The sequence below is a fragment of the Pseudomonas peradeniyensis genome (assembly GCF_014268935.2).
GTDB classification, from domain to species: domain Bacteria; phylum Pseudomonadota; class Gammaproteobacteria; order Pseudomonadales; family Pseudomonadaceae; genus Aquipseudomonas; species Aquipseudomonas peradeniyensis.
Map to the genome: position 1 here is coordinate 685,115 of NZ_JABWRJ020000003.1, position 20,350 is coordinate 705,464.

Genomic DNA, 20,350 nt, shown 5'->3' on the forward strand with positions numbered 1-20,350 from the left:
ATTGCTGTGGACGTATTCATGGGGTTGCTGGCCGCTGCGTTCTGGGGGGCTACGGATTTTCTGGTCGGTGTGAACGCACGAGCGGTAGGGGTCAAGCGGGCGGTCTTTTTCGGGCAACTGCTGGGGCTTTTGTTAATGACAATCATTATTGTCATTTCGGCCAGCCAGTGGGAGAAGTTCCTGTCGGCTCCCGGACGCGCGGTGGTACTGGGTATTGTGGCTTCACTATGTACCGTGATCGGGGCGTTGGCGCTTTCAAAAGCGTTTGCGGTTGGCAAGACCGCTGTCGTGGCACCGTTGGTCACCTCCTATGGCGTTTTTACAACGCTGCTGGCCTGGCTCGGCGGGGACACACTGTCAGCCTGGCAGGTGAGCGGTATCTTCGTCTGCTTCTTCGGTGTACTACTGGCCAGTCGCAGTGACCATGGCGGCGATTTCGAGCGCAAGGCAAAGGGCACTGTATCCATAGGGTATGCGTTGCTGGCGGCCATGCTGTACGGCGTCAGCTTCTGGATTCAAGGCAAGTTCGCCTTGCCGGCGCTGGGGCCGGTGAACATGCTGGCGCTGGGTTATGCCGTCGGGGTGGCCTTCTTGATTCCGGAAGCCTTCAGGCTGCTGCGCGATCATGCCACGATCCGCTTGAAGACATTGGGTTCACTGTGTGGCGCAAGCCTGTTCAACCTGGGAGGGTTCTCGGCTTTTTCCTGGGGGGCGCTCAACGGTTCGGTTTCGGTCGTTACTGTCATCAGTACCTTGTCGGGTGGTATCGCGGCCATCCTCGGATACTTCTTTTATCGCGAGCGGTTGTCGGTTGTTCAAGTAGGCGGTGTGTGTCTGGTGTTGTTGGGGGCTGTGCTTTTGCATCTTTATGGATGATGTTGTCGCAAAGTTGCAAACGTTTGCGGTGAATCTTTTTGGGTCCTTGGGTCATGGGCGGAGGCTTTCGTTTATTGGCCTGTAGATATGAGTGGTCATAATAATGGAATATCGAGGCTGCCTTCCGAAAAGTCATGTTGATATGTTGCCTTGCATGGCGGCTTTTGCAGTGGTCGTCGAGACCGGAAGCTTTGTAGATGCATCGGTCAGGCTGGGGTTGACTGCCTCGGCGGTCAGCAAACAAGTGTCAAAGCTTGAAAATGCCTTGTCATTGCGTTTGCTTGAGCGCAGCACCCGGCAATTGAGAGTGAATGCCGAAGGCGCCCAGATCTACTCACACTGCAAAGAGTTGCTGGAGTCTTCGGCCAATGTGTTTCGCCTCAAGGACCGCTTCCTCGAAGCACCGCAAGGGCTTATTCGCATTGCGGTGCCACGTTCGCTGTACGCGGCGTGTAACCAGCTGGTTCCGGAGTTTTTGTACCGCTACCCCGGCGTCAATGTACAGCTCATTTCCAATGAGGGAGCACCGGACTTTATTGCCGAGGGTATCGATATTGGAATCCAGATAACGGACAGTCCTCCCCTGGGTTTGGTGGCGCGTAAGTTGTTCCCCGTCGATTTCATTGTCTGTGCCGCCGAGAGTTACCTGGAAAAGTTTGGGCGACCTGAGCATCCCTCGGTGTTGGCGGAACACAGTTGTATCCCTTTTTCCGCGGCCACCGAAATCCAGAACTGGAAGTTCATTTCAACGCATGGAATGTGCGAGGTCGGTGTTTCGGGGCGCTACTTCGCGGACAGTCCGGAGGCGGTCCTCAATGCCACGATCTCGGGCCTGGGGATTTCCTGCCTGCCGGCCGGGCTGGCGGCTGAAGCAATTTCCGCCAATGCCCTGGTGGAGTTGTTGCCCGGGTGGAGATACGCGGGGGCGATGCAAGGGATGGCCTGGGTGCTCTATCAGCCCGGCCGGCATGTGTCGCAGAAGGTCAAGGTGATGGTCGACTACCTGGTGAGTGCGTTGCGCCGGTCAGGACAGATGACCTGATGCAATGGCTGGCCTCGTGCGGCACCGGACCATGGGAAAAAGGAGCATACGATGGCTACGCAGGTTGCCGAGTACTATTGCGAGACCTGTTGGTACACCTATGACCCGACGGTAGGTGATCCGGAGCATGGCATCGCGCCGGGGACTGCATTCGAAGATATTCCACATGACTGGCTTTGCCCTGACTGCGGGCTGGGCAAGGAAGCGTTTGTACCTCGTGTCGAATCGCTCGATGCATGATCTGGGTCATCGCACTTCCCGGATTCTTGACTAGGCTTAACAGTTGGCGGTCTCTGTCCACCGCCACCGTGAAGTCCCTGAGGCGCCGGCCAAGTCCCGTGCGCCCGAGAACCTGATCAGGAGTGCACGATGGATCTCAACCGTCGGCAATTCTTCAAGGTCGCCGCCGTCGGCCTTGGAGGCTCGAGCCTCGCGGCGTTGGGCATGGCCCCGACACCCGCGTTCGCCGAGCAGGTGCGCCACTTCAAGCTGGCGCACACTAAAGAAACCCGTAACACCTGCCCTTATTGCTCGGTCGGCTGCGGCCTGATCATGTACAGCCAGGGTGACGCGGGCAAGAACGTCAAACAGAACATCATCCACATTGAGGGCGACGCGGACCATCCGGTCAACCGCGGTACCCTGTGCCCGAAAGGCGCCGGCCTGCTGGACTTTATCCACAGCCCCAGCCGCCTCAAGTACCCCGAGGTGCGCAAGCCGGGCAGCAACGAGTGGACCCGCATCGAATGGGACGAAGCCCTCGACCGCGTCGCCGACCTGATGAAACAGGACCGCGACGCCAATTTCATCGAGAAGAACGCCCAGGGCCAGACGGTCAACCGCTGGCTCACCACCGGCTTCCTCGCCGCGTCCGCCGCTTCCAGCGAAGCGGGCTACATGACGCACAAGGTGATCCGTTCGCTGGGCATGCTGGGGTTCGATAACCAGGCGCGTGTCTGACACGGCCCGACGGTGGCAAGTCTTGCCCCGACGTATGGCCGTGGCGCGATGACCAATCACTGGTCCGATATCGCCAACGCAAACCTGGTCCTGGTGATGGGCGGCAACGCTGCTGAAGCGCACCCGTGCGGCTTCAAGTGGGTGACCGAAGCCAAGGCGCACAACAAGGCGCGGCTGATCGTGGTCGACCCGCGGTTCACCCGTACCGCCTCGGTGGCCGATTACTACGCGCCGATCCGCACCGGCAGCGACATCGCCTTCATGGGCGGGCTGATCAACTACCTGCTGAGCAACGACAAGATCCAGCACGAGTACGTGCGCAACTACACCGACGTGTCGTTTATCGTCAAAGAGAACTATGGCTTCGAGGACGGGCTGTTCAGCGGCTACGACGCGGCCAAGCGCGTGTACGCCGACAAGTCCGGCTGGGGCTACGAGCTGGGCGAGGACGGTTTCGCCAAGGTCGATCCGACCCTGCAGCACCCGCGTTGTGTCTACCAGCTGATGAAGCAGCATTACAGCCGCTACACGCCGGAATTGGCGAGCATGACCTGCGGCATGCCCCAGGACCAGATGATGAAGATCTGGGAAGAGATCGCCACCTGCTCGGTGCCGGGCAAGACCATGACGATCCTCTACGCCCTGGGCTGGACCCAGCACTCCATCGGCGCGCAGATCATCCGCAGCGCGGCCATGGTGCAGTTGCTGCTGGGCAACGTCGGCATGCCGGGTGGCGGGGTCAACGCCCTGCGCGGTCACTCCAACATCCAGGGCCTGACCGACCTGGGGCTGCTGTCGAACTCGCTGCCGGGCTACCTCACCCTGGCCGGTGATGCCGAACAGGACTACGCCGCCTACATCGACAAGCGCGCCTCCAAGCCGCTGCGGCCGGGGCAGCTGTCGTACTGGCAGAACTACGGCAAGTTCCACGTCAGCCTGATGAAGGCCTGGTACGGCGCCAACGCCACCGCCGGCAACAACTGGGGCTACGACTGGCTGCCCAAGCTCGACGTGCCGGCCTACGACGTGCTGCGCATGTTCGAGATGATGGGCCAGGGCAAGGTCAACGGCTACATGTGCCAGGGCTTCAACCCGATCGCCGCGCTGCCGGACAAGAACCGCGTCACCGCGGCCCTGGCCAAGCTCAAGTGGCTGGTGATCATGGACCCGCTGGCCACCGAGACTTCCGAGTTCTGGCGCAACGCCGGCCCGTTCAACGACGTCGACACCGCCAACATCCAGACCGAGGTGATCCGCCTGCCCACCACCTGCTTCGCCGAGGAAGACGGCTCGCTGGTCAACAGCAGTCGCTGGCTGCAGTGGCACTGGAAGGGCGCCGACGGCCCGGGCGAGACCCGCACCGACGTGCACATCATGAGCGAGCTGTTCCTGCGCCTGCGCAAGCGTTATCAGGCCGAAGGCGGCGCCTACCCCGACCCGCTGCTCAACCTCAGCTGGCCGTACAAGGTCCCGGAAGAGCCTTCGCCCGAAGAGCTGGCCAAGGAGATGAACGGCTGGGCGGTCAGCGACCTCACCGACGCCACCGGTGCCACGCTCAAGGCCGGCCAGCAACTGGCCGGTTTCGCCCAGATGAAGGACGACGGCAGCACCGCGTCGGGCTGCTGGATCTTCGCCGGCTGCTGGACCGAGCAGGGCAACCAGATGGCCCGGCGCGACAACAGCGACCCGTACGGCATGCACCAGGTGCAGAACTGGGCCTGGGCTTGGCCGGCCAACCGGCGGATCCTCTACAACCGTGCCTCCAGCGACCCGCAAGGGAAGCCGTGGGACCCGGAGAAGAAACGCCTGGTGTGGTGGAACGGCAAGGCCTGGACCGGCACCGACGTGCCGGACTTCAAGGTCGATTCGCCACCGGAAGCGGGGATGAACCCGTTCATCATGAACCCCGAGGGTGTGGCGCGGTTCTTCGCCATCGACAAGATGGCCGAGGGGCCGTTCCCCGAGCACTACGAGCCGTTCGAGACGCCGATCGGCATCAACCCGCTGCATCCGCAGAACAAGAAGGCCACCAGCAACCCGGCCGGACGGATCTTCGATTCGGTGTGGGACACCCTCGGCACTCACGACGAGTTCCCCCATGCGGCGACCACCTACCGGCTGACCGAGCACTTCCACTTCTGGAGCAAGCATTGCCGGCTCAACGCCATCGCCCAGCCCGAGCAGTTCGTCGAAATCGGCGAGGTGCTGGCCAACGAGAAAGGCATCAAGGCCGGAGATCGGGTGCGGGTGTCGAGCAAGCGCGGCTATATCGACGCGGTGGCGGTGGTGACCAAGCGGATCCGTCCGCTGCAGGTCAACAACCAGACCGTGCACCAGATCGGCATCCCGTTGCACTGGGGCTTCACCGGCAGCACGCGGCACGGCTTCCTGACCAACACCCTGGTGCCGTTCCTCGGTGATGGCAACACGCAGACGCCGGAGTCCAAGTCGTTCCTCGTCAAAGTGGAGAAACTCTGATGGCCAGCCAAGACATCATCGCCCGCTCGGCCACCACCACCGTACCGCCCTCGGTACGCCAGCAGCAGGAAGTCGCCAAGCTGATCGACACCACCAAGTGCATCGGCTGCAAGGCCTGCCAGGTGGCGTGCTCGGAGTGGAACGAACTGCGTGACGAGGTCGGCCACAACCACGGCACCTACGACAACCCCCAGGACCTCAGCGCCGAGACCTGGACCCTGATGCGCTTCACCGAGCACGAGCGCGACGACGGCAACCTGGAGTGGCTGATCCGCAAGGACGGCTGCATGCACTGTGCCGAACCCGGTTGCCTGAAGGCTTGCCCGAGCCCGGGGGCGATCATCAAGCACGCCAACGGTATCGTCGACTTCAACCAGGACCACTGCATCGGTTGCGGCTACTGCATCACCGGCTGCCCGTTCAATATCCCGCGCATCTCGCAGAAAGATCACAAGGCGTACAAGTGCACCCTGTGTTCCGACCGCGTGACCGTGGGCCTGGAGCCGGCCTGCGTGAAGACCTGCCCGACCGGGGCGATCGTCTTCGGCAGCAAGGAGGAGATGAAGGTGCATGCCGACGAGCGCATCGTCGACCTGAAGTCGCGGGGATACGAGAACGCCGGGCTGTACGATCCGGATGGCGTCGGCGGCACCCATGTGATGTATGTGCTGCACCACGCCGACACGCCTCGGATCTACGCCGGCCTGCCGGACCAACCGGTGATCAGCCCGCTGGTGGGGCTGTGGAAAGGCTTCAGCAAGCCGCTGGCGCTGCTGGCCATGGGCGCGGCGGTGCTGGCCGGGTTCTTCCACTATGTGCGCGTGGGCCCGCAGCGAGTCGAGGAGGACGAACACCCGGCGCCTGTGGATAACACGGTCCACCCGGTGGACCCGGCGGTGCATGTCTATGATCCGAACCGCCCGGGCGGGCAGGGGGAGCAGCGGCCATGAACGACAACAAGCCTATCCTGCGCTACAACGCCAACGAGCGGAGCAACCACTGGGTCGTGGCGATCCTGTTCGTGCTCGCCGGCCTCTCGGGGCTGGCGCTGTTCCACCCGGCGCTGTTCTGGCTCAGCCACCTGTTCGGCGGCGGGCCGTGGACGCGGATCCTCCACCCGTTCATCGGCGTGGGCATGTTCGTGTTCTTCCTCGGGCTGGTGCTGCGTTTCTGGCGCGCCAACTTCATCACCGCCAACGACCGCCTGTGGCTGCGCCGCATCGACCGGGTGATGCTCAACAAGGAAGAGGGCGTGCCGCCGATCGGCAAGTACAACGCCGGGCAGAAGCTGCTGTTCTGGACCTTGCTGGCATGCATGCTGGTGCTGCTGGTCAGCGGCGTGGTGATCTGGCGCGCGTACTTCAGCCATTGGTTCGGCATCGACGTCATTCGCCTGTCGGCGCTGCTGCATGCCCTGGCGGCGTTCGTGCTGATCCTCAGCATCATCGTGCACATCTATGCCGGGATCTGGATCAAGGGCTCGATCGGCGCCATGCTGCATGGCTGGGTCAGCCGTGCCTGGGCGCGCAAGCACCATGAACTGTGGTACCGGGAAGTGACCGGCGACAAGACGCCGAACAACCACGGTGGAAAAGAAGGATGACCGTTTGAGCACGATTCTCGAACCGGGGCAGATTGAAGCGTCGGCGGTGATGCCGCCGTTTCTGCATCTGCCCGCCGCCAACCTCTTCGAGGTGCGCGCCGCTCGGCTTGAGCAGCTGGCCGAGGGCAATGCCCTGGGCGATTACCTGCGGTTGATGGCCCGGCTGTGCCGGATTCAGCAGCAGCTTGTGGATAACCCACCGGCCGGCCTGCCAGTGGCCGAAGAGCGACAGCGCCTGTGCATAAGTCATGGACTGCCGCCGCTGGCGGCCGACAGCCTGGTGCGAGAAGGGCCATGGCTGGTCTGGCTGCAGGCGTTGCTCGATCATTTTTCGGCGGAACCTGATGGGCCGTTGACGGACGCGCTGGCGACATTGCACGGCAGCGATGAGGCTCAACGCAAAGGCTGGGGCATTGCCCTGCTCGGCGGCCAGTACGACGCAGTGCCGGCGGCGCTGGTGCCCTTTATCGGCGCCGCGTTACAGGCTGCCTGGTCCAGCTGGCTTTTGGCCTTGCCTGCGCCTGAGCTCAAGCCCGCTGGCAGCCTGGCCCAGTGCCCGGCTTGCGGCTCGCCGGCGATGGCCGGGGTGGTACGCAATCGTGGCAAGCACAATGGCCTGCGCTACCTGGCCTGCTCGCTGTGTGCCTGCGAATGGCATGTGGTGCGGGTCAAGTGCGTGTACTGCGAGTCGAGCAAGGACTTGCGCTACAGCAACCTCGAGGATGACCGCCACGCACCGGGCAAGGCGCCGTTGCGTGCCGAGTGCTGCCCGGGGTGCGAGAGCTACCTCAAGCAGTGCTACCTGGAGAACGACGCCGCGGCCGAGCCGTTGGCCGATGACCTGGCGAGCCTGGCGCTGGACATGCGCCTGGACGAGGAGGGTTTCCATCGGCTGGCGCCTAACCTGCTGTTGGCGCCGGGGTAGTGTCTACACTGCAATCGAGTTGAACCGGATCGCGGGGCAAGCCCGCTCCCACGCAATGGATGCGATCGGCGTGGGAGCGGGCTTGCCCCGCGATTGCACCCGACCAGACAACGGATCAGTCATAGGTAGTACCGCATGTCTTCTAGCCTCGCCAACGACCCCCCACGCTTGCCCTCCATCGATACCCTGCTGCGCCACCTGGTCTGCGCGCCCTTGATCGACCGCCATGGCCGCGATGCGGTGTTGGCAACTTTGCGCCAGTTGCTCGACGACCTGCGCGAGCCAGCTCGTGCAGGCCAACTGAGTGCCACCGAACTGACCGCCGAAGTCCTCCTGGGCCGAGCCGGCGAACGCCTGGCCATCCAGCAGCGCAGCCAGGTGCGCCGGGTGTTCAACCTCACCGGCACGGTGCTGCACACCAACCTCGGCCGGGCTTTGCTGCCCGAGGAAGCGGTCGAGGCCATGCAGACCGCCGCCCGCTACCCGCTGAACCTGGAGTTCGACCTCAACACCGGCAAGCGTGGCGACCGCGACGACCTGATCGAAGGCCTGATCCGCGAACTGACCGGCGCCGAGGCCGTCACCGTGGTCAACAACAACGCCGCCGCCGTGTTGCTGGCGCTCAACAGCCTGGGCGCGCGCAAGGAGGGGATCATCTCCCGGGGCGAGCTGATCGAGATCGGCGGCGCCTTCCGCATACCCGACATCATGGCCCGTGCGGGGGTGAAGCTGCACGAGATCGGTACCACCAACCGCACCCACGCCCGCGACTACGAAGGCGCGATCAACCCGCGCACGGGCCTGCTGATGCGTGTGCACTGCAGCAACTACAGCATCCAGGGTTTCACTACCCAGGTGCCCACCGCGGAACTGGCGCGCATCGCCCATGCACATGCGTTGCCGCTGCTTGAAGACCTGGGTAGCGGCAGCCTGCTCGACCTGACCCGTTGGGGCCTGCCGGCCGAGCCGACCGTGCGCCAGGCGCTGGCTGATGGCGCCGACATCGTCACCTTCAGTGGCGACAAACTGCTCGGCGGGCCACAGGCGGGGATCATCGTCGGGCGCAAGGATCTGATCGCGAAGATCAAGAAGAACCCGCTCAAGCGTGCGCTGCGGGTGGACAAGATCACCCTTGCGGCACTCGAAGCCGTGTTGGCGGTGTACCGTAATCCGGACCGTCTGGCCGAGCGCCTGCCGAGTCTGCGCCTGCTCACCAGGCCCCAGCCCGAGATTGCTGCCCAGGCTGAGCGCCTGGCGCCTGAACTGGCCGCTAGGCTGGGTACGCAATGGACGGTCAGCGTCGAACCGGCCCTGGGCATGATCGGTAGCGGCAGCCAGCCCGTGGCGCGCCTGCCCAGCGCGGCCTTGTGCCTGCGTCCGCTGGTATCGAAGAAACTGCGTGGGCGCAGCCTGCATGTGCTGGAGCGGGCGCTGCGCGACCTACCGGTGCCAGTACTGGGCCGCATCGACGACGATGCCCTGTGGCTCGACCTGCGCCAGCTGGACGATGAGGCCCAGTGGCTGGCGCAATTGCCGGCGTTGCAGTTGGGGCCGGTGCAGTGATCGTCGGTACCGCCGGCCACATCGACCACGGCAAGACCGCGCTGCTCCAGGCCCTGACCGGCCAGGCCGGCGATACGCGCCAGGAAGAGCGTGCCCGGGGCATGACCATCGACCTCGGCTACCGCTACGCGGCGCTGGCCGAAGGTGCGCCGCTAACCGGGTTCATCGATGTGCCCGGCCATGAGCGTTTTATCCACAACATGCTTGCTGGCGCCCATGGCATCGATCTGGTGCTGCTGGTGGTCGCCGCCGACGACGGGGTGATGCCACAGACCCGCGAGCATCTGTCGATCATCGAGTTGCTGGGCATTCCCCAGGCGCTGGTGGTCATCAGCAAGTGCGATCGGGTCGAGCCGCAGCGGCTGGCCGAAGTCCAGGCGCAGGTCACGGCGTTGCTGGCGCCCGGGCCATATGCCGGGGTAGCGCAGTTCCCGGTGTCGAGCCTGAGCGGCGAGGGGGTCGACGCTTTGCGCGAAGCGTTGCTGGCCGCCGAGGCCCAGGTGCGTCGACGCAGTGTGCGGGGCGGATTCCGCCTGGCCGTGGACCGCGCCTTCGCGGTGTCCGGGGCGGGCGTGGTGGTCACCGGGACGGCTCTGGCCGGGCAGGTCAGCGCCGGTGACACGCTGTTGCTGGGCAAGGCCGGCAAGCCGGTGCGGGTGCGTGGCCTGCATGCGCAGAACCAGGCGGCGCTGGTGGCCGAGGCCGGGCAGCGGGTCGCGTTGAACATCAGCGCCGAACGGCTGGCGGCAGAGCAGGTGCACCGGGGCGACTGGCTGGTGCCGCAATGGCTGCATGCACCGAGCGTGCGGGTCGATATCGATTTCACCTTGCTGCCGGGTGAGACCCGGACGTTCGAGCATTTCAGCGCGGTGCATGTGCACCTGGGGACCCAGGATGTCACGGCCCGTGTTGCGTTGTTGGAGGGTGAACGGCTCGGCGCCGGCCAGCGCACGTTCGCCCAGTTGCTGCTCAACGCGCCGTTGCAGGCGGTGCATGGCGATCGCCTGGTACTGCGCGACCAGCGCGCCCAGCGCACACTCGGCGGTGGCCGCGTGCTCGATCCCTTTGCGCCGAGCCGACAGCGACGCAGCGAGGCGCGCCTGCGCCAGCTGCAGGTACTGCGTGATGCCACTGAACTGGAGCAGGCCTTGCCAGCGTTGCTCGAGACGGCACCGGGCGGGCTCGACCCGCAGCGGCTCGAGCGCCAGTTCAACCGTCTGCGCGAGACCTGGCAGTTGCCGGAGGATGTACAGGTAATTGCCACCCGCCAGGGCCAGTTGCTGTTCTCACGCCAGCAGTGGCATTCACTCAAGCAGCAGGTGCTGGCGAGGCTGGCGCAGTTCCACGAGCAGGAGCCCGACCAGCTCGGCCCGGACCGCGACCGCCTGCGCCGTTTTACCGCGATGCCGCTGGAGCGTCCGGCGTTTGTCAGCCTGCTGGATGAGTTGCTGGGTGAAGGGGGGATCAGCAGCAGTGGTCCGTGGCTGCATCTGCCTGGGCACAAGGTTCAGTTGAGCGAAGCCGATACCGCGCTGTGGGAGCGCTTGCTTCCGCGCTTGCTGGCGGGTGAGTTCGATCCGCCCTGGGTGCGTACGCTGGCTGCCGAGGAGCGCTGCGAGGAGGCCGAGGTGCGCCTGCTGCTGCGCAAGCTCGCCCGCCTGGGCCTGTTGCACCAGGTGGTGCGTGACCTGTTCTACCCGGAGGTGACGCTAAGGCGCATGGCAGAGCTGTTGTTGCAGCAGGCCGAGGCATCGCCGATAGTGCAGGTTGCGGCGTTTCGCGATATGTTGGGCATCGGTCGCAAGCGCAGTGTGCAGATACTCGAGTACTTCGACCGCGTTGGCCTGACCCGGCGGGTCGGTGACCAACGGCATATTCGCGTCGACAGCGCCCTGGCCCAGTCGCAACACGGGCCCTGATTTCAAGGAAGGCAATCGCGCCCGGTGGCGCGGCCGGGCTTCAAACCCGGTTGGGGACGGCAGCCGTTCCCGGGCAGGTTCGACTCCCGCTGCCTTCCGCCAATTTCTTCGTTTAAATCTTGTGGGTTACGATAACTTGCATGTAGTGGGATATCTTTCTTGTCCCATTTTAAGCACATTAGTATATCTGTCGACCTTGGAATCAATTCGTATCTCTTGATCTTGATCTTGATCTTGATCTTGATCTTGATCTTGCTCTTGCTTCTAAGTGCGCGGTAGTTCAGGCAACGCCAATTGCGACTTCAGGAGGCCGAGCGGAGTTCTTGCGAAGGGAGGTGACGGGCATGGATGCCCGTCAAGCGCTGCGCCCCAGGATGGGGCGTTCAGCGCGGTCCTCCCGGGAGCAAGAACGGAGCGAGGGAACCCCGGAGCGAAGCGTAGGGGCCGGATGAATGGAGCGAGGATTTTTTGCTTACTTTTTGATCCTTCAAAAAGTGAGCCGCCGTAAGGGCGGAAAGGTGACTATGCGTCACCATCGCAAATGAATGTGTATATAGAATTCAAAACAGACTATTTAAAAAGTCAAAGTCAAATGCGATCGGCGTGGGTTTTTACAGGTGTAAGCGCATTCATTTACTATACTGACGCATAGTCACCTTTTCGCCCTTACGTGAACTGACCCCCGAAAGTTGGACAGGGTACGCTATGGGTTCAGCGCTTGGGTCCGAAATTGTACCGGACTCAAGCCATTTAGTCTGAGACTGATGCGTTCTTGGTTGTAGTAAGCGATGTAATCCTCTAGCCCTGATGCCAGTTGTTCAACACTCTCAAACGATTCCAGATAAAAGAACTCGCTCTTGAGCGTGCCAAAAAAGCTTTCCATCGCGGCGTTGTCCAGGCAGTTTCCCTTTCGCGACATGCTCTGCTCGATATTCTTCCCGGCCAACATGTGCCGGTAAGCTGGCTGCTGATACTGCCAGCCTTGATCGGAGTGCAATATTGGTTTGTCATCTTGATTCAGCCGCTCGAAAGCTTGCTCCAGCATTGTCGAAACCATCCTGAACTCAGGGCGTCGGTTGATCTGATAAGCGAGGATCTCGCCGTTGTACAGGTCCATCACCGGCGAAAGAAATAGCTTCTGGCCCTTTACCTTGAACTCTGTCACGTCGGTTACCCATTTTTGATTAGGGGCCTGCGCCTTGAATTCACGCTTGAGCAAATCAGATGCAACAAGCCCCTCGGAGCCTCGATACGAGCGATATTTCTTCACTTTGACTAGCGATTTGAGGCCCATCAACTGCATCAGCCGCTGCACCTTCTTGTGATTGATCACCTCGGCATTGTGCCCAAGAACCGCAGTGATACGGCGGTAGCCATACCGCCCCTTATGCTGGTGATAGACCCTGTCGATGCGTTCCTTGAGGGCAGCATGCCTGTCGGTCTGCAACACTTTGCTTTGGTAGTAAAAGGTACTGCGTGCCAGGCCTGCAGCGCGCAACAGCAGAGCGAGTCGATGCTCACGCCTTAATCCTTGGACAGCTTGCGTTTTCTTGCCTGCGCAGTGCGTGGGTCCGCTTGGATCAAGGCATCGAGCTTTTTTAGATAGGCATTCTCCGCGCGCAGATATTCCAGCTCTTCGAGCATTTGCTCAGGCGTGAGCTCACGATCCGAAGGTGCAGAAGGTCCTGCGCTGGATTGCTTTGATGGCTTGCGGGGCATGTTTAACTCTCGGGCACGGTTCGGATGAAGGGCTTCTATTCCGCCTTCATCGTACAGCCTTTTCCATTGCCTGATGCTGCTCGGCCCACGGATATCAAACCTTACGCATGCTTGCTGAGCAGACAGCCCGTCTTGCTCGATGCATTGCAAAACCTTTAATTTGAACTGAGCATCGTAGTGACTGTACTTGGGAATCAAACCGGCTGCGCCGTGTTTCTCATAGCCCTTTACCCAGCGGCGCAGCAGCGAAGGGCTCAGCTCATGCTTCAGTGCCACTTCATGAACACTGCGGGCAGAAAGGCACTCTTCGATGAGTGCCTGCTTGAGCGCCAGGTTGTATTTCGTCATGGAACACCCTCCAAGGGATAAGGTGTCCAACTTTCGGGGGTCAGTTCAACGGCGAGTCACTTTTTGTCAAACGCGACAAAAAGTAACCAAAAAACGCTGCGCTCCATTCATCCGGCCCTGCGCTTCGCTCCGGGTCCCCTCACTCCGGCCTTGCTCCCGGGAGGACCGCGCTGCAGGGCCCATCCTGGGCCCCAGCGCTTGACGGGCATCCATGCCCGTCACCTCCCTCCGCAAGGCCTGCGTTCGGCCTCCTGAAGTCGCGAAGGTACGGGCGGCGCCTGGGCTGACGCAGCTGTCGCTAGTTGGCTATGGGGTTAATCTTCTGATCGCCAAAGCAAAAGCCAAAGCCAGCCCGTATGGCGTTCGGAAGATCAATGCGCTTAAGCGCGCTCACCACAAAGGTCCAGCGCGAACCAATGCTCCGCCGCCTGCACATCCAGCCCCGCGCCCAGCAGCGCAAACAGCTTGCCCAGCGCGGCCTCGCGGGTCATGCCACCGCCACTGACCAGCCCGGTGTCACGCAGCCGGCTGCCAGCGGCATAGGTGTCGAACACCACCGAACCTTCCGGGCACTGGCTGATGGCGACGATCATCACGCCACCCTGGCGGGCGTCATGCAACACATCGAGCAGCGCCTGGTCGTCGGACGGCCCGGTACCACTGCCGTAGCACTCCAGCACCAGCCCCTGGATACCGCTGTCGAACAGACCACGCAGGTGCCCGGCGGCCAGGCCCGGGAACACCGGCATGACCGCCAGCTTGACCGGCTGGCGCGGCTGGCGGTAGTCCAGGCGGGTTGGTAGCTCGGGCGCGCGTTCGCCCTCACGATGACGGGGCAACACGGTAAAGGCGTCGAACGCCTCGCTGCGCAGCTTCGAAGCGCGGCAGCCGTGCAGCAACTGGCCATGGAAGTACAACTGCACGCCGTCTTCCAGGCCGCTTTCGAACAGGTTCAGGGCGCCGACAAGGTTGGCCCAGGCATCGCTGTCCGGCGCGCCGGCCGGCAGCATCGAGCCGGTCAACAGCACCGGCGCCGGCAAACCCAGCAGCAGGAACGACAGGGCCGCAGCGCTGTAGGCCAGGGTATCGGTGCCATGCAGCACCAGCACGCCGTCGTGGCCGTCACGCTCGACCGCCTCGACGATGGCGTCGCGCATCGCCAGCCAGTTGGTCTGTTGCATGTTGGCGCTGTCGATCAGCGGGTTCAGCTCAAGCAGCGACCAGTGCACCTTCGGCGCATCGCCGCAGTTGGCGAAGTGGTCACGCATGCGCGCTTCGAAGCCACCGGCCGGCGCGAGGCCTTCGGCGGTCTGCAGCATGCCGATGGTGCCACCGGTGTAAAGGACGAGAAGATTCTTGACTGCACGCATGGGAATTTTCCGTAGCGATGTAGCGAAGGAAGAGGCAGCCGCCCACGAACGGGGCGGCTGGGGCAGGGGAGAATATCAGCGCTGAGCGTGCGCCTGAACGGCAGCTTTGTCAGTGGCTGTTTCAGCCTGCGGATTGGCCGGCCAGGCGGCACGGTCCAGGTCCAGGTCGGTGAACTTGCTGGAGTCGAACACCGGCTGCTTGATGCCGGCCTTGCGCTGAGCGTCGTAGTCGCGCATTACGCGCAGGCCGACTTTGAACAGCATGGCCAGGGCGATCAGGTTGACGAAGGCCAGGCAGGTCATGGTGATGTCGGCGAAGGCGAACACGGTCGACAGGTCCTGCGTCGAACCCCACACCACCAGCGCCAGCACCAGGCCGCGGAAGGTCATCAGCACGGCGCGGTTGCGGCTGAGGAACTGCAGGCTGTTCTCGCCCAGGTAGTAGTTGTAGAGAATGCAGGTGAAGACGAACAGCGACAGCGCGACGCTGACGAACACGCGGCCCCAGTCACCGACCACGGCGGCCAGCGAGTTCTGGGTCAGGACGATGCCGTCACCTTCGAAGCCCGGGGTGTAGAAGCCCGACAGCAGGATCAGCAGCGCGGTGCAGGTGCAGATCACGAAGGTGTCGAGGAACACGCTGAACGCCTGGACCACGCCCTGGGCGCCAGGGTGTTTCACGGCGGCCACGGCGGCGACGTTCGGCGCGCTGCCCAGGCCTGCTTCGTTGGCGAACACGCCACGCTTCACGCCCATGACGATGGCGCTGCCCAGCAGGCCAGCGAACGCAGGGTCGAGGCCGAAGGCGCTCTTGAAGATGGTTTCCAGCATGGCCGGGACGTGTTCGATCTGGGTGCCGATCACGTACAGGGTCACGCCGATGTAGGCCAGGGTCTTGACCGGTACCAGCAGGTCGGACACCGCGGCGATGCGCTTGATGCCGCCGATGAAGGTCAGGGCCAGCAGGGCTGCCAGGACGATACCGGTGTGTTTCGGATCGAAGGCAAAGGCGTTCTGCAGCGAGTGGGTCACGGTGTACGACTGCAGGCCGATGAAGGCGAAGCCGTAGGTGACCAGCAGCAGGATCGAGAACACGATCGCCATGCTTTTCAGCTTCAGACCGTGCTGGATGTAGTACGCCGGGCCGCCGCGGTACAGGCCATCGCCATCGGCGCGCTTGTAGACCTGGGCCAGGGTGCATTCGAAGAAGCTGCTGGACATGCCCACCAGTGCGGTAACCCACATCCAGAACACGGCGCCCGGACCGCCAAGGGTCACGGCGATACCGACACCGGCGATGTTACCGGCGCCGACGCGACCGGCCAGGCTCAGCATCAGGGCCTGGAACGAGCTCAGTTGGCCTGCCTGGCCGCGAAGGGATTCCTTGAAGACACCGAACATGTGGCCGAAATGGCGGAACTGGACGAACCGAGAGCGGATCGTGAAGTAACTGCCGAGACCGACAATCAGCACGATGAGAAGCTTCCCCGAAAGGAAATCGTTGAGTGCTTCGAGCATTGGAAAATGACCTCGATTCTTATTCTTCGCGTGGAAAGACCAGCGGGCGGCAGGCGCACCGCTATTCATTGGGGGCGCATGGTTGGCTATGACAACTGTGGTTACAATTTCGCGGGTTGCTCCATTTTGGTGCGACTTGATGCTAGAATGGCGTCACTCGCATCATCCGGACCCACGCATCATGGGCGATCACTTCGCTACCAACCTCAAATTGGCCTGCAGCCACTACCGCTCTATCTCCGAGGTTTGCCGGCAGCTGTCGATCAATCGCGCGCAGTTCAACAAGTACCTGAGCGGCCAGAGCCGTCCGACGGCCTACAACCTCAAGCGCATCGGCGACTTCTTCGGCGTCGAGGATTACGAGCTGGGTCTGCCGCCCGAACAGTTTGCCCGCTTGATCGGCGCACGCAGTCAGGATCAGCGGGTCGGTTCCCAGGACGACCCGATCAGCGAACTGTTCAAGCCACTGCATAAAGAAGCCGGCAACCTGTCGCGCTATTGCGGCTACTACTTCGAATACTCCAACTGCATGTCGGTGCCGGGCTCGATCCTGGTGTCGCTGGTGCACCTGTGGGAGGAGCGCGGCAGCTTTTTGTTCGAGCGCCAGGAGCGCCAGGAGCGCAGCAGCGGCCTCGACCAGCACGCCGAGGTGCGCTGTCGCTACCTGGGCGCGGCGTTCCAGTTGCAGGACCGGATGTTCCTGATCGACTACGAGTCGCTGACCCTCAACGAGATGAGCCAGACCGTCCTCATCCCCAGCTTCAAGAGCCGCATCAGCCGCCTGAACGGCCTCAAGACCGGGGTCTCCAGCGGTGACCGGCGCAATCCGGCGTGCACTCGGGTGGTGTGGGAATACCTGGGCGAGGAGATCAATCGCATCAACGCCTTCCGGCAGATCAAGCTGTACCGCCCGGATGATCCGCGTATCGATGACGACATCCGTGACCGGCTGAGCGCGGGGATGGTCAGCAACGGGTTGTTCGAGATCGAGTGAGCCATAATTGATGTCGCATTGATTGCGCATTGATGCGTGGGAGCGGGCTTGCCCCGCGATGGCGTCAGCACGACCAACGAGGTCGCCCGTCGGACGCCATCGCGGGGCAAGCCCGCTCCCACGCAAGTACAGCAGTCTTCGACCCACTTCAATCGAGAATGAACGCCGCCACCGTATCGGCCACCTGGTCCGCCACCTCCGGCCGGTCGCGCAGGTGCGCGGCGATGCCGTGGTCGCAGTCGGTCAGCATCAGGCATTCCACATGGGGCGCGGGCACCGAGCGCAGCAAGGCGTGGGTGACCTCCTCGGGAATCGGGCTGTAGCGCTCTACGCCCGCCAGCCGCCGGGTGCCGGCCGAGGTGCCGGGCCCCTGGCCGTGGACCTTGGAGTTGAGCCCGTCGTATTCACCGATCACCAGCAGCACCCGGCCCTGGAACTGGCGCAGGAAGGCATAGCTGTCGCAGTCGAGGAAGGCAAATGGCTTGCGGATGGCCTCGCTGAAGGCCGGCCCGAAGGGCGCGGCATGGGCCGCGTCGGGATAGACCGCCGGGCAGATCAGCACCAGCTTGCGCACGCTGGGGCGCTGGGCGGCCAGCTTCAGGGCGATGGCGGCGCCCAGGCTATGGCCGACCAGGGTGTCGCTGCGGGAGTCCAGATGCCGGTGAAAGCGTAGGGCCTCCTGCAGGTTGCTGGTCAGCGAGGCGTCCTTCGCCCCGGGCTCGCTGGCCAGGCTGTGCCCGGAGAGGTTGCCGGTCAGCGAGCCGATGCCCTGCTGCTGGAGGCGGTAGAGCAACGGGTTGAGGCGGGTGAAGTCGGAGCGTGCGCCGCCGACCACGAATACCGTGGGGGCACGCTCGGTGTCTGGCAGCAGCAGGCGCGCCTGCTGGCGATAGTCGTCGAAATCCTCGTCGATGAACCGCTCCGGGCCGGGCGCGGGCTCGTCGAATTGCCATCTGGCGCGTTGCGCAGTGTTCAGTTCGGCATCCATGTTGATCTCCTTGAACAGGCCAGGCGCAGTATAAGTAGCTGTCGGTAAAGGCGGAATACCGCCCCGACCGGCGCCAATCGCCACGCGGCGCGCGTCGGGCCTTGCCTGGGTTGGACTTCCCCTGCCGGAAACAGCAAAATGAACCCTTTCCTCCATCGACCAGACCGGACCTGTTGACTCTATGCGTATGCGCCTGATGCTGTTGGGTGGTGGCAATGCCCTCGGGCAAGCGCTGATTCGTCTCGGGGCCGAGGAAGACATCGCCTTCCTGGCGCCTCGCCCGCCGGAAAACGGCTGGGATCCGGCCAGCCTGACCCTGCTGCTCGACGAGCAACGTCCGCACGCCGTGGTCAACCTGGCCTATTATTTCGACTGGTTCCAGGCCGAGTCCGTCAGCGAGCAACGCCTCGCCCAGCAGGAGCGGGCGGTGGAGCGGCTCGCCGAGCTGTGCCAGCATCACGAGATGATCCTTGTGCAACCGTCCAGCTACCGTGTGTTCGATGGCTCGCGTGCCACCGCCTACAGCGAGAAGGACGAGCCGGTGCCACTCGGGCTGCGTGGCCAGGCGCTCTGGCGCATCGAGCAGAGCGTGCGTGCCACCTGCCCGCAGCATGTGCTGCTGCGCTTCGGCTGGCTGCTGGACGAAAGCATCGACGGCGCGCTCGGGCGCTTCCTGACCCGCGCCGAACAACCCCAGGAACTGCTGCTGGCCGATGACCGACGCGGCAACCCGACGCCGGTGGACGACGCGGCGCGGGTGATCCTCTCGGTGCTCAAGCAGCTCGATTGCCAGGCGCCGCTGTGGGGCACCTACCACTATGCTGGCAACGAGGCCACCACGCCGCTGGTGCTCGGCCAGGCGATCCTCACCGAGGCCACCCAGTGGCGCAAGCTGGCCGTGCAGGCGCCGACCGCCCAGGCCCACGCCGCCCGCCCGGATGCCAGCGAAGAGCCGCAGCACGCGGTGCTGGCCTGCAAGAAGATCCTTCACACTTTCGGCATCAAGCCCCGCGCCTGGCGCGCCGGCTTGCCGCCCCTACTGGACCGATTCTACCGACATGGCTGACGCCCCCATCCTGATCACCGGCGGTGCCGGCTTCATTGGCTCCCACCTGTGCGATGCGTTGCTGGAGAAAGGCTACGCGGTGCGTATCCTCGACGACCTGTCGACCGGCAAGCGCAGCAACCTGCAGCTCGGCCATCCGCGCCTTGAGCTGCTCGAAGGCGATGTCGCCGACGCCGCCCTGGTGGCCCGTGCCGCCAGTGGCTGCCAGGCGGTAGTGCACCTGGCAGCGGTGGCCTCGGTGCAGGCCTCGGTGGAAAACCCGGTGAAGACCCACCAGAGCAACTTCATCGGCACGCTCAATGTCTGCGAGGCGATGCGCCTGAACGGCATCCGTCGCGTGCTGTTCGCCTCCAGCGCGGCGGTGTACGGCAACAATGGCGAAGGCCAGTCGATTGCCGAGGACACGCCCAAGGCACCGCTGACCCCCTACGCGGTGGACAAGCTGGCCAGCGAGCAGTACCTGGACTTCTACCGTCGCCAGCATGGGCTGGAGCCGGTGGTGTTCCGCTTCTTCAATATCTTCGGGCCGCGCCAGGATCCTTCCTCGCCGTATTCGGGGGTGATCAGCATCTTCTGCGAGCGCGCCACCCGGGGTACGCCGATCACCGTGTTCGGTGATGGCGAGCAGACCCGCGACTTCCTGTTCGTCGGCGATCTGGTCCAGGTGATGGTACAGGCGCTTGAGCAGCCGGTGGTGGAGGAGGGCGCGGTGAATATCGGCCTGAACCAGGCGACTTCGCTGAACCAGCTGCTCAAGGCGCTGGAGCAGGTGGTGGGCGGTTTGCCGGCGGTCAGCTACGGCCAGGCCCGTTCGGGCGATATCCGCCATTCGCGGGCGGACAATTCGCGCTTGCTGGCACGCTTCGCGTTCCCTGAGCCGACGCCGTTCGTCGAGGGGCTGGCGCGGTTGCTCGGCAAGGTCTGAATCCCCATCGCGGGGCAAGCCCGCTCCCACGCCGCCATGGGGGGGCTGGTGGGAGC

Annotated in this window: 16 protein-coding genes and 1 tRNA gene; 13 read left to right on the forward strand and 4 right to left on the reverse strand. The window is 63.5% G+C overall.

Translation table 11 applies throughout. From position 1 onward, the window contains the following. Positions 1 to 6 precede the first annotated feature (6 nt). The 10 genes from HU751_RS18050 (at position 7) to HU751_RS18095 (ending at position 11,468) form a co-directional block, all read left to right on the forward strand. Complete coding sequence (locus tag HU751_RS18050; RefSeq protein WP_186734626.1) at positions 7 to 876, forward strand: DMT family transporter; 870 nt, start codon at positions 7 to 9, stop codon at positions 874 to 876. Positions 877 to 979: 103 nt separating this feature from the next. Beyond that, positions 980 to 1,918: a LysR family transcriptional regulator gene (locus HU751_RS18055; protein ID WP_186734625.1), complete on the forward strand. Its 939-nt coding sequence runs from the start codon at positions 980 to 982 to the stop codon at positions 1,916 to 1,918. Positions 1,919 to 1,969: 51 nt separating this feature from the next. Further along, on the forward strand, positions 1,970 to 2,158 hold the full coding sequence (locus HU751_RS18060; protein WP_186596824.1) for a rubredoxin: 189 nt from the start codon (positions 1,970 to 1,972) through the stop codon (positions 2,156 to 2,158). Positions 2,159 to 2,287: 129 nt separating this feature from the next. Then, the gene (gene fdnG / locus HU751_RS18065) at positions 2,288 to 5,356 is read left to right on the forward strand and encodes a formate dehydrogenase-N subunit alpha (RefSeq protein WP_186734624.1); all 3,069 of its coding nucleotides are present in this window, start codon (positions 2,288 to 2,290) and stop codon (positions 5,354 to 5,356) included. Next, a complete protein-coding gene (fdxH, locus tag HU751_RS18070) occupies positions 5,356 to 6,306 on the forward strand; it encodes a formate dehydrogenase subunit beta (RefSeq protein WP_186734623.1) in 951 nt (316 codons plus the stop codon). The genes fdnG and fdxH overlap by 1 nt, the downstream gene beginning before the upstream one ends. After that, complete coding sequence (locus HU751_RS18075) at positions 6,303 to 6,959, forward strand: formate dehydrogenase subunit gamma (protein WP_050703565.1); 657 nt, start codon at positions 6,303 to 6,305, stop codon at positions 6,957 to 6,959. Before fdxH ends, HU751_RS18075 begins: the two co-directional genes overlap by 4 nt. A 4-nt stretch (positions 6,960 to 6,963) precedes the next feature. Continuing rightward, positions 6,964 to 7,884: a formate dehydrogenase accessory protein FdhE gene (gene fdhE, locus HU751_RS18080; RefSeq protein ID WP_186734622.1), complete on the forward strand. Its 921-nt coding sequence runs from the start codon at positions 6,964 to 6,966 to the stop codon at positions 7,882 to 7,884. 135 nt (positions 7,885 to 8,019) lie between these two features. Beyond that, the gene (selA, locus tag HU751_RS18085) at positions 8,020 to 9,447 is read left to right on the forward strand and encodes an L-seryl-tRNA(Sec) selenium transferase (protein ID WP_186734621.1); all 1,428 of its coding nucleotides are present in this window, start codon (positions 8,020 to 8,022) and stop codon (positions 9,445 to 9,447) included. Continuing rightward, a complete protein-coding gene (gene selB, locus HU751_RS18090; protein WP_186734635.1) occupies positions 9,444 to 11,366 on the forward strand; it encodes a selenocysteine-specific translation elongation factor in 1,923 nt (640 codons plus the stop codon). The genes selA and selB overlap by 4 nt, the downstream gene beginning before the upstream one ends. Positions 11,367 to 11,372: 6 nt before the next feature. Next, positions 11,373 to 11,468: transfer RNA gene (locus HU751_RS18095), tRNA-Sec, on the forward strand. Between the two features lie 601 nt (positions 11,469 to 12,069). On the opposite strand, the gene HU751_RS18100 is transcribed toward HU751_RS18095, so the two are convergent. The 3 genes from HU751_RS18100 to HU751_RS18110 form a co-directional block, all read right to left on the reverse strand. Further along, a protein-coding gene (locus tag HU751_RS18100; protein ID WP_437181031.1) for an IS3 family transposase occupies positions 12,070 to 13,433 on the reverse strand; the annotation gives its coding sequence in 2 pieces (ribosomal slippage) (positions 12,070 to 12,918 and positions 12,921 to 13,433; 1,362 coding nt in all). Between the two features lie 380 nt (positions 13,434 to 13,813). Then, the gene (locus tag HU751_RS18105; RefSeq protein ID WP_186734248.1) at positions 13,814 to 14,803 is read right to left on the reverse strand and encodes an asparaginase; all 990 of its coding nucleotides are present in this window, start codon (positions 14,801 to 14,803) and stop codon (positions 13,814 to 13,816) included. A 75-nt stretch (positions 14,804 to 14,878) separates the two neighbouring features. After that, on the reverse strand, positions 14,879 to 16,321 hold the full coding sequence (locus HU751_RS18110) for an alanine/glycine:cation symporter family protein (RefSeq protein WP_050703570.1): 1,443 nt from the start codon (positions 16,319 to 16,321) through the stop codon (positions 14,879 to 14,881). 181 nt (positions 16,322 to 16,502) lie between these two features. Here HU751_RS18110 and HU751_RS18115 point away from each other — a divergent pair, with 181 nt between their 5' ends. Continuing rightward, the gene (locus HU751_RS18115; RefSeq protein WP_186714302.1) at positions 16,503 to 17,315 is read left to right on the forward strand and encodes a helix-turn-helix domain-containing protein; all 813 of its coding nucleotides are present in this window, start codon (positions 16,503 to 16,505) and stop codon (positions 17,313 to 17,315) included. Between the two features lie 148 nt (positions 17,316 to 17,463). Here the strand turns inward: HU751_RS18115 and HU751_RS18120 are convergent, their stop codons facing one another. Continuing rightward, positions 17,464 to 18,303, reverse strand: coding sequence for an alpha/beta hydrolase (locus tag HU751_RS18120; protein ID WP_186734249.1), 840 nt, complete (start codon positions 18,301 to 18,303; stop codon positions 17,464 to 17,466). Positions 18,304 to 18,484: 181 nt separating this feature from the next. Between HU751_RS18120 and HU751_RS18125 the strand changes: the two genes are divergently transcribed. Beyond that, positions 18,485 to 19,369: a sugar nucleotide-binding protein gene (locus HU751_RS18125; protein WP_028690262.1), complete on the forward strand. Its 885-nt coding sequence runs from the start codon at positions 18,485 to 18,487 to the stop codon at positions 19,367 to 19,369. Beyond that, positions 19,362 to 20,294 carry an NAD-dependent epimerase/dehydratase family protein gene (locus HU751_RS18130; RefSeq protein WP_186714300.1) on the forward strand — a complete coding sequence of 311 codons (933 nt, stop codon included), beginning with the start codon at positions 19,362 to 19,364 and terminating at the stop codon, positions 20,292 to 20,294. Before HU751_RS18125 ends, HU751_RS18130 begins: the two co-directional genes overlap by 8 nt. The last annotated feature ends 56 nt before the right edge of the window (positions 20,295 to 20,350 follow it).

Bases quoted from the DNA above. Each gene is read 5' to 3' on its own strand.
- HU751_RS18055 (WP_186734625.1), top strand. From the start codon at position 980: ATGGAATATCGAGGCTGCCTTCCGAAAAGTCATGTTGATATGTTGCCT.
- HU751_RS18060 (WP_186596824.1), top strand. From the start codon at position 1,970: ATGGCTACGCAGGTTGCCGAGTACTATTGCGAGACCTGTTGGTACACC.
- fdxH (WP_186734623.1), top strand. From the start codon at position 5,356: ATGGCCAGCCAAGACATCATCGCCCGCTCGGCCACCACCACCGTACCG.
- HU751_RS18075 (WP_050703565.1), top strand. From the start codon at position 6,303: ATGAACGACAACAAGCCTATCCTGCGCTACAACGCCAACGAGCGGAGC.
- selA (WP_186734621.1), top strand. From the start codon at position 8,020: ATGTCTTCTAGCCTCGCCAACGACCCCCCACGCTTGCCCTCCATCGAT.
- HU751_RS18105 (WP_186734248.1), bottom strand. From the start codon at position 14,803: ATGCGTGCAGTCAAGAATCTTCTCGTCCTTTACACCGGTGGCACCATC.
- HU751_RS18110 (WP_050703570.1), bottom strand. From the start codon at position 16,321: ATGCTCGAAGCACTCAACGATTTCCTTTCGGGGAAGCTTCTCATCGTG.
- HU751_RS18115 (WP_186714302.1), top strand. From the start codon at position 16,503: ATGGGCGATCACTTCGCTACCAACCTCAAATTGGCCTGCAGCCACTAC.
- HU751_RS18120 (WP_186734249.1), bottom strand. From the start codon at position 18,303: ATGGATGCCGAACTGAACACTGCGCAACGCGCCAGATGGCAATTCGAC.
- HU751_RS18125 (WP_028690262.1), top strand. From the start codon at position 18,485: ATGCGTATGCGCCTGATGCTGTTGGGTGGTGGCAATGCCCTCGGGCAA.
- HU751_RS18130 (WP_186714300.1), top strand. From the start codon at position 19,362: ATGGCTGACGCCCCCATCCTGATCACCGGCGGTGCCGGCTTCATTGGC.